The organism is Candidatus Merdisoma sp. HCP28S3_D10, assembly GCF_052065835.1.
In the GTDB taxonomy this organism is placed as follows: domain Bacteria; phylum Bacillota; class Clostridia; order Lachnospirales; family Lachnospiraceae; genus Laedolimicola.
The window spans coordinates 319,954-333,501 of sequence record NZ_JBQHTG010000003.1; the positions used below are offsets into that span (position 1 = coordinate 319,954).

At 52.8% G+C, this 13,548-nt stretch carries 2 protein-coding genes; both read left to right on the forward strand.

Annotation, left to right across the window (positions count from 1 at the left end; all coding sequences use genetic code 11):
• Positions 1-2: 2 nt before the first annotated feature.
• Positions 3-11,792, forward strand: coding sequence for a hypothetical protein (locus ACTNCH_RS09885; RefSeq protein WP_441019301.1), 11,790 nt, complete (start codon positions 3-5; stop codon positions 11,790-11,792).
• 182 nt (positions 11,793-11,974) lie between these two features.
• Positions 11,975-13,537 (forward strand): NAD(P)/FAD-dependent oxidoreductase, encoded by a 1,563-nt coding sequence (locus ACTNCH_RS09890; RefSeq protein ID WP_441019302.1) that lies wholly within the window; start codon positions 11,975-11,977, stop codon positions 13,535-13,537.
• Positions 13,538-13,548: the final 11 nt, after the last annotated feature.

Genomic DNA, 13,548 nt, shown 5'->3' on the forward strand with positions numbered 1-13,548 from the left:
TTATGAAAAAGACACTGAAGGATATGAGAATACTGCTGCTTCTGGCAGTAGCCATCGGCGGCGCTCTGGCAGCCATGTATTTCTATCAGATGAAGGTACTGACCCATCTGACAGAGAATGCGGCCGTGGTGACGGACAGCGGCGTATTCCGGACCCTGAAAAACGGAACCGGGGAAGAGGGACAGAAGCTGGAGCTGACCGAGGTATCGGATCGGGATCCGGTTTATCTGCGTCTGGGCTCCATGTATGTGGGAGCAGATAAAATCGAAGCAGACGCTTCTCTCCCGTTTTATGTAAACAACGGCGGGTCGGTGCTGTTCCTGCTGAACAATGCGTCCCTGTACAACGAGGAATTTGAGACGCTGGACAGCTTCACCGGTATGTACCTGGCTGACGGCATGACCTACAACTATGACAAAACCCAGGCTGACGACGACAGCTTTCTGTTCGCGCGCCTGTCCAACGGACTGATCCTGAATGCCCGTCCGATGACGGTAAAGATCCCGGGTCAGACCTACGTACTGCCGGCGAACAGTATTCTCTATATGGACGAGACAACCCTGAATTTCTATCGGAATGAGGGGGAAGATCTGTCCTTTGGAAAAGTGATGTCCACCTCTATGGCGGAAGTGACCATCGCAGATAAGACCTACAGCTATGACGAGCTTCTGCAGAAGCTGGATCTGGTAAACGGAAAAGGCAGCTCGGATCTGAACCCCAAGGGCGACGAGCCGGAGAGAGAGCCGCTGATTCCGGAAAAAGGCGATTACGCTGATTCCGATCAGAGAGAAAACGATAACAATCTGGAGGAAGCGGACAACAGGGGAGAAGAAGCAAAAGAAGAATACCCCTTAAAGCCCGGAGTGGATCAGGCGGCTGCAGATAAGACCACCGATCAGAACAGCTCCGCGATCTCCAACTCCGGAAAAGGAGATTCGGAAAGCTCAGGAAGCTCCTCCTCCGGTAATGGAAGCGGCAGCTCGGACAGCAATTCCTCCGCAGGCTCCACAGGAAGCGGCAGTTCCGGCAACAACGCAGGCAACAGCGTAGAGAACGGAGACAACAGTGGGGATAAGACGGATAACGGGCCCAGTGTACCGGGTGAAGCAGTGAAGATTCCCTTCGTGGCGCCCACCGGAAAACTGACCGATCTGACTACGGATATCTACAGTCTGTCCGGCAATCTGACGCTGAACGATCCGTCCATGGTTCTGAAGCGTGTGACTCTGGAGCTTTACTGGGTTCCGGCCAATGAGGATGGAAGCTCTGCCGGAAACGTGGCGGATATTAAGAAGTACCAGCTGATGTATCGTCGTACTTATAAGATGGCGGGCCCCTTTACCATCGATAACCTGCCGCCTGACACGACAATTTATATCAAAGGAAACCTGACCTATTATACAGAGGGACTGGAGACAAAGACCGTCAGCTTCTATGATAGCTTTGAAAACCGTGTGACAACCAAGGCCATGGACACCATGGATCCGGTTTATGTGGATCTGGAAGCGTCAAAACTGGACGAGCATTATCTGCAGAATCAGATTCAAATCTATGATCTGCGGATTTCCGGTCCGAATCAGAATGTAGTAAAGAAGATTAGTAAGGCTGTCGTAAATATCAAAACCTATGATCGCAATGACAGCAACACCACTACGGTAACAGGAGAGAGCAAGGCACTGACCATGAGCTCTCTGGTTCTGGACCGTAATTATCTGTATAAGAAGGAGGGCGCGGACTATCTGTCTGATGTGAAGCAGTTCAGTATTCCGGCCAATTCCCGGGTGGATTACACCATCGAGTTTTACGACCTGTTTGGCAACCGTCTGACTAATATTGAAAGTGGTTATCAGGAAAACCAGGTGGATGAGAAGGAGAAGAGTCTGAGCATCGTGGGCGGAAAGGGAAATTATATCCCCTCCGGAACCAGCTATACCAGCCGGATGCTGCCTACCGTGAAGGCAGTAACCGTCAATAATGACAATAAAGCAGACAGTATCCAGGAGCTGCGCTTCCAAGTGTCTCTGGACGACAGACACAGCGCGCTGAGCGCGGATTCCGATATCACCCTGAAGCTGTATCAGGGAGAAGCCTCCGAAGAAAATCTGGTAGGGGAAGAGAAAATTTCTGTGGCAGATTTCAGTTCCACCAAGGACATAACCTTTAAAAATCTGACCGCAGGCGAGCAGTATCAGCTTCTGGTCTACGGAGATTACGATCTGCAGGATAATTATGGCCCGCAGACGGAGAAACTGCTTGGCACCCTGAACGCATCTACCATCTCCTTAAGCAGCTATGGACGCGTGAATTATGTTATAACGGCATATCATGTGAAGACGCAGGAGGAGACGGCAGAAACAGGAACGGTATATGAATCTGCCACAGCACAGCAGGTAGATACCCAGATCAATTTCCGGAGCACAGAGCAGGGACTTTTTAAGAATGGCTATGTGGATACCATCAATATGGTGCTTACCAAGACCGGAACGGATCAGAAGGTCTTTACCGGAGATCTGAAGAAGGAGCGTCTGGAAGCGCTGGCTGTAGAGGGTCAGGGCGGCGCAGGCGAGGCTCAAAGCAGCTTTACGCTGGCTGAGATTTTTGGAGACGATTACACCTGGGCAGACCGGACGAAACCGGAGCCGAAGGTGGTTTTGGTGTACCCGGATTTTGCTTCCGGAACCACCGAGAACTTCTGGAAATTATTTACATCATCAAACGGCACCAGGATCCTGAGACTGGATTTCGGAGAGGGAAGTCTGGAGTCCTTTACCGGTTACCAGCTTTACCTGACGACCTATGCAAAGCAGGGGAAAAAGACCCACGATATCTCAGGACGTACCAACAGCACCAGAAGGGTGCAGTTTAGCACACTGCGTCAGATGCCGAAGCTGACCTACAGCGATATTATGGTATATTCTTCTGAGATCGATTTCTACGATGTGGAGTTTAACGACCCGGATCAGTCCATCTTCAACGGAAAGATCACGGTCAGTGACGGCTCCGTATCCAAATCTTATACCATCGACTACAGCGACGGGAAGAAGCCGGGCGGCAAGCTCTCAGACACACTGCAGATCAAGGATCTGCGTGTGGGAAGCACCTATACGGTTACAATTTCGGCAGACCAGATCCGCCGTTCCGGTACGACCTCTTACCGTTACAACAATCTGATTCTGTTCAGTTATACGTTTACGGCCGGAGACGGTATTAGCGGAAGTCTGAGTCTGGATCGACTGGCATTCTCACTGACCGGACGGGGGGATAATAAGAAGAGTTATCTGCTGGAGGATTTTGACGTCTTTAACGGCAAGGAAAACAAAGGCCAGATCATAAACGCAAATGGAACACTTTCCGGCAATGGCAGCTGGAGAACGACCGATTTTCTGGAGGTAGAGGGAGGCAAGGTCTACTATTTCGACCATGTCCGGGAGAATGACGCCTATGAGTCTTATGTGGCCTTCTACAATGAGAATAAGGAGCCGTTGAGATGCTTCTATAACAATTCATGCAGAGGCAGGATATTTAACGGAAGCTATATCCAGGCGCCGGAGAACGCAAAGTATATCCGATACAGCGCAGTCAACGACTATAAGGGCGAGTATAACTTCTACGTAGGCGGCTGCTACGCAATGGAGAAGGAAGAGGGAGCCGAGATTGTAGAAAAAGCCCTGAAGGACGGCGTGGAATATAAGCAGAATACGATTCTGACCATCAGTTCAGACGGGACGAAAGACATCCGGGCGAACGCCGGAAAGGACGCCCTGATTCTGACGGTACGCCAGGATAGCAGTAACCAGGCTATCTATACCTTCTATTCTGATAAAAAAGGAAGGAATGTACTTAAGGAAGTAACAGTATATCCCGGCTGCGCGGCGGATATTCCGGCCGGTGCGAAGGCGGTTAAGCTTGGCGGAGCCGGAGCGAACGCGGACCGTTCGCCGGCCCTCTATGTGGTAGATAAGGAGCAGAAGGACTGGCTGAACAGCGCCGACCGGAGTAAGATGAATTCAGTAGTCAGCGCAGAGGTAAAGGACAGCCGGAGAAACCTGGTCAATAATGCCAAATACACGATTCGTATGTACAAGGACGGCCAGGAAATCAAAGGGGGAGATCTGCCCTTTAAGGTGGAGGAGCTGCTCATCGGCTATGAGAACGCGGAAGCAGGAGGACGGGGCAGCACCCGGTTTACCTTCGAATGTACGCCGGGATCCAGCTATGAATTTGTACTGACAGCGACCTACCGGGGCAGAACGCTGACCCTGGATACTCTGACCTTCTCTGCAGACCGGCCCAAGTATGTCATTGCCAGTGAGGACGATCTGTATAAGCTGGTCCGTTACAAGGAAGCAGATTTCGTGGTGACGGCAGATCTGGATATTCCGGATAATACCTATGTGGTACGAAGCGACAGATATCCCTTCAACGGAACCATTGACTTCCAGAGCCATAAGGTATCCATAACCTGCAGCTCGTCCAGCACCCGTATATTCCGTACCCTGGGCAGCGCGGCAGTGCTGGAGAACCTGGAATTCTGTCCCAGAATCGATACCACTGTGGAACGGCGGAGGTTGAGCAATATTAATCCGCTGGCCTATGATAACTACGGAATCGTACAGAATATTCTCATCAACCTGGATCTGGGAAGCGGCTATTATCAGAAAAATAACTGTTCTGGTCTGTTTGAGAATAACTGGGGAACCATTGAGAACTTCGCCCTGTATTACGCAGGCGGCTCCAATAACTATGTGGGCAACTATTTCGGCGGTCTGACCGTATACAATTATGGCGCCATTAAGAATGGTATGGCCTATAGCTCCCGCTGGCTCCAGTCCATTACCGGTGATTACAGAGGTAACACCGAAACCGCGGACACCAGCTATGTGGGAGGAATCGTGGCCTCCAACCAGAGCGGCGGCAGCATCAAGAATGTCTACAGCCTGATGACGGTAGGTGTCGAGCGCGACAAGAGAGTCGGTGAGAATCAGGAATTTGGCGGTAATATGAATACGAACGGCGTTCTGGTAGGTTACGTGAATGGCGGAAGAGTTTCCAACTGCTTTACGATGGGCGATCTGCAGGAGCTGTACTGGGATAAGAGTGAGAGTGCCGGCTGGGGCCGTTATTACAAGCTCTATACGAAATATACCCCCACAGGCTGCGGCACGAGCGATACAGGACTGAAAAGCAGATTCCGGAACAGCTTCTACTTTACGACGTCGGCTACAGCTTATGAAAAAAAGGCTGCAGGTGCCCTGGAGAATGGAGGCAATCTGAACCGGATGATGGATAAGACCTTCTATAACAGTACGGTCAATTCCGAGAATGCCTTTGTGATGAGCGATGTGGACGCAGGCTTCTATCCCCGTGTCCAGATGACAGAGACGCTTGTAAACCGACAGGAGAAGCTTCTGTATCAGAAGATTGCGGAGGCAGGCGAAGTCAGCTATGTGGGAGCAACGGTGACCGATCTCCAGAACGAATATGCAGATATGACTCTGACCTTCAGCAATGTAAGAGGCTGGAAAATTAAGAATCTGCAGATAGACGGACTGTTTGTGACGGATCAGAAGCAGACAGAGGCTACGAAGGAAACCATCGCCCAGTCCTCCTACGAGCAGAGCCCGGAGGGAAATTTCTGGTATGTGAAGGTGCGCGTATGGCCCAATGAGCAGTACCGGGACGAGTATAAGCTGCTGTCCCTGGATACAGAGCTGGGCGTTCTCACCGGAAACGTGCGGGATATCAACCGGAGTATCGCGGTAAGCTTCTATAAGAAGGTGACCCAGGATAACTGGCTGACGGCCTTTACGGATAAATCCGGCAACTACCGTCTGGCAGAGGATATCGATATGTCAGCCTTCTCCGGTGATGACCACCGGACGGCGGCCCAGGTTCTCTACCGGGGAGTCACCAGAGCGAATCCGTTCTACGGGAAATTGGACGGCGCAGGCCATACGATCCGGAATTTGAAGCTGTCAACGGCCAACAGTACCTCCGAAAGCGGAACCCAGACACTGATTCCCTACACGAACGGGGCAGTGATAAAGGATCTGAATTTTGAAAATGTATGGATTGAGAATGCGAGCGGCGCTACCACGCCCTATGCGGGAATCCTGGGAGAGGCTGCCGGGCAGACGGAGATCACCGGCGTCTATGTGAAGGGAATCCGGATCCGCAATCCCTATCAGTACGCAGGCGGTATCGTCGCCGATTTGAACAACAGTACCATGAGGGACTGTGTAGTGCGGGATCTGAAGGTAGAAGCGGAGGAGAAGACCAGCTCCCTGCGTCTGGGCGGTATCATGGGCAACAACAGCGCAAGTATCGTCGAGAACTGCTATGCGGCAGGACTGAATCTGGATGTAAGCAACGCTCAGGCCAATGTGGTGGGCGTCGGCGGTATCTGCGGAGAGGCGAGCTACAGTAGCAGTCTGTCCAAGACTTATGCCCAGGGACGAATCTATACCACAAGTGGAGAGGCGGGCGGTATCACCGGTCTCACCAATGGTAGGCTGAACCGAAGCTGGGCCAAGGTGGATATCAGCGGAAGCGCGGTGGCAGGCGGTATCGTCGGCCGTGTCAACAGCAGTAGCCGGGTAAGTCAGCTTCTGTCTGTGGGTAATGTGAGCGGTAAGGCAGATTCTGTGGGCCGGATCGCAGGCGCTATCACCAGTGACGGAACGAGCTTTACCACCTCTTATGCCTACAGCGGGCAGCAGATAAACAGTAAAATCCTGGAAGATGAGCTGGACGCCAACGCGCTGATTACAGGCGAGGAGCTTAAGCTGGAGGCCAACTACTGGTATTACCTGAATCTGGGTTATTGCTTCAATTACAGTGGTGTAACCAGTGGCTATCTGCCGAAACTGATGAATTTCGCGGAAGATAAGCTGCTGCCGGGTCAGGATGATCTGGATATTGCCTTCGCATTGCCGGGCAGTGTGGATTTCGTTGTGGAAGAAGGCGCAACGGCGGACTATGACGAGACGAAAAAGGCGTATAAGCTGGACTTTACACTGGATCTGAAGACACCGGGACTGTCACAGGAAGCACAGGAAGCAGGAAGTGAAGCATTTTATAAAACCCTGAAGACAGCCCTTTCCGGAATTGCGGTTCCGGGCATGGAGCTGAATCTAGTTCCCGCAGGCGCGGAGACGGATCCAAAACTCTGCTGGAGTGAAAACAAAGAGCGCTTTACCTGGGGCGACGATGGAGAGACACTGAAGCTTCATATGACAGACAATGTAAGGATCATTACCTATCGGGATACCTATCAGGCCACATATGGCTATACGGACAACTCCGGAACTCTCTGGGAGCTGGGAGACGAGCTGGATTTCGGTTCTCCGCTGTATATCCATATCCTGTCAGTAGTAAATACAGACACGGACGGAAAGGCGGATCTGGAAGGCTCAAAGGAGGATCTGAGCACCTGGTACGGAGCGATGAAGCAGGAGGGAAAGAATTATCAGAACTTCCTGATTGAAACGGATCTGGATTTCAGCATCCTGGGAACGATTACAGACCCGGATCTGATCAATCTGAATATCAACCGTCTGGAGGGCGCAGGCTTTGTAGAGAAAGAGGAAGATATTCTGAACAAGCTTGATAAAGAGTCTGTCCGCAAGGACTATCTGTTGTATCAGGAGGCGGAGGGACAGAAGACAGACGTACCGATGAAGACCCTTTCGAATATAAGTATACAGGCCACGGCAGCAAGCCAGAGCATGATCCGGGTTCTGCAGGGAACCATGCAGGGCATCTGTATCGCTAAGTTTGATTGGAACAATGGCTCTTATGATGGCAGCTATGTAGGTATCATCGGAAGAAATACGGGTAATATCCGTTTTGTAGATTTTGATACCAATACGATTTACGCAGGAAAGGCGTCGGATCGGGTAGGCTGTATTGCGGATAACCGGGGAAGCATGGAGTATGTGCGCGCGAAGGACAGTAGGATATATAACGCGCCGGCTACCTACCTGAGTCGTGCGGGCGGCCTGATTGGATACAATATGAGTGGTATCACCCATTGCAGTGCGGTGGGAACCAAGACAGGCGCGGGAGATTATAATTTCAACGTGTCGATAACCACGTCGAAGAACAGCAATTCTGTTTATACCGGTGGTCTGGTGGGATACAGTGAGAATTATGTGACCCTTTGCTACGTGGACCAGATTCGGGTTTCCGGCTGTCAGCAGAGCGGCGCTTTGGGCGGTAATATCAACCAGCGGTACGGCCAGCTTGAGGATTATATGGTGGACAAGAGCTGGCAGGATACGGATCTGTTCTATTATTGCTGGGTTACCAATTCCAGCGTAAGCGGAATGTATCAGACCGGAGGCGTCTATGGAGTTGCTTCTGGAACCCGGCGAAATTACAGTAAGGGTAATACCGTGACCCAGACCGACCCGGCGTCCTACTATGCCGGTGGCGTTACAGGACAACTGGGAAGCTCGGCAGCACAATACGACTATGTGGAGAACTGTACAGTAACCACAGAAGGCAAAGGAGCCGGAGGCATCTCAGGCTACGGTGATAACTATAACTATGAGACTGTTGTAAATTGTCAGATTCAGGCAAAGCAGAATGCCGGAGGCGTCGCAGGCGCAATTCCTGACTATTATGTAAGATACAGTAAGGTGGAGGGCAGTACCATTACGGCTACGGACAGCTATGCAGGCGGCATCGTCGGATATACGGCAAGCCACAGCTCGACCGGAACCAACGCCTATATCGACTGCTTTGTTACCGGGTCTCAGATCAAAGCCGGCAGCTATGCGGGCGGTCTGGCCGGAGCCTGCTATGGAAAGGATACAACCTTTATCCTGATTGACGACAGCGTGACCGTTTCCGCGGACAGCTATGCAGGCGGCGTCTTTGGTCTGGTGACTGGCGGAAAGCATTATCGTCATGAAAGCGGAGCGACGGTATCTGCCAGTCGGCAGAATGCAGGCGGCTTTGCCGGGGAGCTTCTGGGCTATTGTCAGAAGTTTACCAGCCAGGCGTCAGCCACTGCGGAGACAGTTGCCGAGCTGGCTTATCCGCAGACGAAGGTGTATTCCTCCATCATCTCCGGTAAGATTTCCGGAGGCTATAACGTGGGAGGTTTTGTGGGCATCTTTGACAAGGGTCTGCGTCCCATCGACCCGGAGAACGGTAAGGAACTGGATGACAGAGACACCGGTTACACCCCGTATCTGAGTCAGAATTATTACTACAAGCTTGTACTGGCTCCGGTTTCCCTGAACTGCGCCAGCGTGACAACCCTGAAGCTTACCTATAACAATGTGGCAGAAATCACCGATACAGGAAACGACGAGGGAATCGGTTACCTGCGTGTCTATGAGGGAATCAAGAGTGAGAAACCCACCATCGCAACACAGCTGGGACAGATTATACCCAAGGTAGAAGCGGACAACAAAAAGACGTTGACGGAGGAGAAAGCAAAGGAGACTGCGAAGGTCAGCGACGAGGTGCTTGCATCCGGCTGGTTCTATTACAACAAGGTGACTCAGAACGGCTTATATCTGCATGATGGATCCGGTAATGACCGAATCTTTGATACCCGTGTCTGCCAGAAGGAGGGAACCACAGTGACGTTCCCGTGGCTGCGTTCTAATAGCTGGAATTATATTCTGTTTACGGACGGTGAAAAACCGGAGGGCTATGTGGCTTCGGGTTGGTATCTGAAGCAGTGTTACGGAATGAACAAGGTTAATGCAGATAAATTACAGAATGGCTTTGCGGGACAGGACGGTATCCTGCTTCCGGCAGCGGCCAGAGGAAGCGACGCGTCCGGTATCTCCCTTCTGTATTCCGATGCGGATATTGCGGTGGAGCCGGATACCCTGAAGCTGTACGCCAGCGGAATCGACCGGCTGAATATCGATGTGCCGGAGGATATCATGGGCTATGGCCTGACCTGGCAGGTGGAGAATACGGAGGGTGATGTGACTGCGTCCGGCTCCATCGACGAGCTTCTGGCTTCCAGAAGCGGCGGAGGCGGGGCGACCATCAGTCTGCGCTATGATTTTAACAGTTATCTGACACTGACACTGAAGATGGAGGGTGAGACCTGTGAAACCTATGCGGTGGATCCGGCAACCCTTGCGAGAACCCTGTCCTCCAGCGGCAGCGACCAGTATTATATCCGAAGCGGCGGCGTAGTCTCCGTATCGGCGCTGGCAGAGGCCCTGAAGGCAGAGGAGAGTGAGAATGGGGCAGAGCAGGCCGGAGCCTATGCGGATCAGGCGTTCGCGGCAGAGGGAAGCTTTGTACATCTCTATGGAACAAAGGCACTGAAGGAAGACGGACAGATCGTAGATCTGACCACAGGTGAAGTCACCGGAGGCGTAGAGAAGGCGGCTGTAGGAACGGCGTGTCTGAACAGCCAGGCGGCATACACCACTTATACAGACAGCGGAACGATTCTGGATCTGTATTCCGAATATTCTCTGGCTACCACAGACGGACTGACGGCGGCGCGCCGGTTCCGCTTATTTGCCAAGGAGGGACAGACCTTCGCGGTAGATGTGGATACGGCATACGCGGACGGAGCGGGAATCCATGATATCATTGCGGACGTCTACGCCAATGGACAGAATCAGTATCAGTATCTGTCCTATCTGACGGCGGACGGAAGCGTGAAGGATCTGGGTGACCGGCTGCACTGGCCCACCGAGCTGAAAAACAGCGGACTGGGCGAGCTGGCAGGCAATATCCGCGGTACGGAGCCGATTCTGCTGGTTCGCTACCAGGATAATACGGTGGCGGCCTTCCAGTATCTGACCGGAACCCTGGTGGCGAAGGACAGCGGAGAGCAGAAGAAACTGAATTTCGTAAATTACGCGACCATCTGGCTGATGGATCTGAAGTCCCAGTTCCGGAAGGCGGACAATACCGCTTACCTGGCTGCTGTGGATCTGGCCGGCAATCTGGCGCAGGAGCCGATCGATACGGATACGGCGCTGAATGTCATCGGCAAGGCCGGAGGCGGCGAGGGCGTCGTAGAGGAAGATACCAGAAGCGCAGACCGGGTAACCGTGGGCACCAACCTGGTGGATGGCACGCTGAACGCAGCGGGAGCCGACTGGAAGGAAGAAGTGCTGCAGGCCAAGGGACCGAAGGGACAGGGCTTCCTGGAAGAAGCAGGGGCGCTCCTTGAGGACGCTCTGACGGAGCTGGCGACCGGCGAGAAGCGCGCGGAAGGCGGCGAACAGACGAAAGCGGCAGTGATTACGCCGGAGAATGCGGAAAGTCTGAAGGATACGGCGGAGACGCTTCTGACAGACACCGTGAACGCCGGAAAGCTGAAGCAGAAGCTGATGGCAGAGGGCGTATCAGAGAAGGAGGCCGCAGAGCTTCTGGCTCTCTATGGAAAATCTGTGCAGACAGCCATTGACAGCGCTGCTGCCTACAGTGTGGCGGAAGGCGCGGAAGCCGGAGGCTCCACGGAGGCGGACGGAACCGGTAAGGGAAGCGGAGATAAGAAAGAGCTGCCCACCGACGGCTACGTCATCGCCATGAACAGCGAGACCGGCGAGTACGAGGTTTACAGCGAACAGGATCTGCTGGACGGCAAAAAGCCGCAGGCTTCCCTGGTAAGCGAAAACCAGAAGCTGACGGCGCTGAAGTCTGCCGGACTGCTGAAGAATACAGGCATTGACCTGGAAGCACTGAAGGTAACGGCGGAAGAAAACAGTCAGGGTATCCTGCTGCTGGCATGCGCGGGCGGAACTGTTCTGATTCTGCTGCTGGTTATGTACCGGAAGCGAAAGAAAATTGGATAAACAAGGTTGCCGGAAACGGTGACGGAAAAAAATAGTGTCGGCCTCGGCCGACACTATTTTTCTGTACCCCCTGTTTACATTCGGGGAAAAATCGTGTACAATAAAGAAAACGTGTGCCTTTCGGAAAGGGAGCAGGAAGCACAGAGAAGATCAAGAGAACAATCGGGAAAAAGGAGCTTTACATGAAAAAAGCAGTGATTATAGGCGCCGGACCGGCAGGTGTGACGGCGGCGTATGAGTTATTAAAAAAGTCGGACGAGTATGAGGTACTGATTCTGGAGGAGAGTCAGGAGATCGGCGGTATCTCCCGCACAGTGCGTTACAATGGCAACCGGATGGATATCGGCGGACACCGTTTCTTCTCCAAGGACGACCGGGTAACAAAGTGGTGGGACGAGATTATGCCCCTGCAGGGTGCGCCCTCCTATGACGACCGCGTGCTGGGACGTACCGTTCCTCTTGCCCAGGGCGGACCGGATCCGGAGAAGGAAGACCGGGTGATGCTGACACGTAACCGTGTATCCCGTATCTATTACGGAAAGAAGTTTTACGACTATCCGGTCAAGGTCAATGCGACTACTATCAAGAACATGGGCTTTGCCACCACCATGGTGGCGGGCTTCAGCTATCTGAAGGCTGCCGTAGCCAAGAAGCCGGAGGATTCCCTGGAGAACTTCTATATCAACTGCTTCGGCAAGAAGCTGTACTCCATGTTCTTCGAGGGCTATACCGAGAAGCTGTGGGGACGTCACCCCAGCGAGATTGACGCTTCCTGGGGTGCTCAGCGTACCAAGGGACTTTCCATTATGGGAATCCTGAAGGACAACGTACAGAAGCTGGTGCCGAAGAAGCAGGACAAGCACCAGGTACAGACCTCCCTGATCGAGGAGTTCAATTATCCCAAGTACGGCCCGGGCCAGCTCTGGGAGACCGCTGCGTCTGAGGTAGAGAAGATGGGCGGCGAGATCCGTAAGGGCTGCAAGGTGACCAGACTGCATACCGCGGACGGCCGGGTACAGAGCCTGTCCTACGTACAGAACGGCGAGGAGCATACCATCGAGGGCGACATATTCATTTCCTCCATGCCGGTGAAGGATCTGGTAGGCGGCATGAACGATGTGCCGGAAGAGATGAGCAAGATTGCGGCTGGACTGCCCTATCGTGATTTCGTGACGGTGGGACTGCTGGTGGATAAGCTGAATCTGAAGAATGAGACGAAGCTGAAGACCCTGAACAATATTGTCCCGGACTGCTGGATTTACGTGCAGGACGTGGGCGTAAAGCTGGGCCGTATCCAGGTGTTCAACAACTGGTCCCCGTATCTGGTTTCCGATCCGGATCACAAGGTATGGATTGGTCTGGAGTATTTCTGCAGCGAGGGCGATAAGTATTGGAACATGAGCGAAGAGGAGTGGGTGAAGTTCGGTATCTCCGAGCTGGTAAAGATGGGCGTCATCACCAGCGAGAAGGACGTGCTGGATTCCCACAGAGAGCGGGTGAAGAAAGCATACCCGGCTTACTTTGATACCTATGACCATATGGACGACCTGATTCAGTACCTGGATACCTTTGAGAACCTGTACTGCGTAGGCCGTAACGGTCAGCACCGCTACAACAACATGGACCACTCCATGGCTACCTCCTTCGAGGCTGTGGACAATATCCTGAGCGGCCGAAAGGATAAGAAGAATATCTGGAGCGTGAATACGGAGAAAGAGTATCACGAGGAAAAGAAGGAAGCATAAAGGTGACAGAT

Excerpts from the sequence above, each read along its gene's own strand:
- ACTNCH_RS09885 (WP_441019301.1), top strand. The coding sequence starts at position 3 with ATGAAAAAGACACTGAAGGATATGAGAATACTGCTGCTTCTGGCAGTA.
- ACTNCH_RS09890 (WP_441019302.1), top strand. The coding sequence starts at position 11,975 with ATGAAAAAAGCAGTGATTATAGGCGCCGGACCGGCAGGTGTGACGGCG.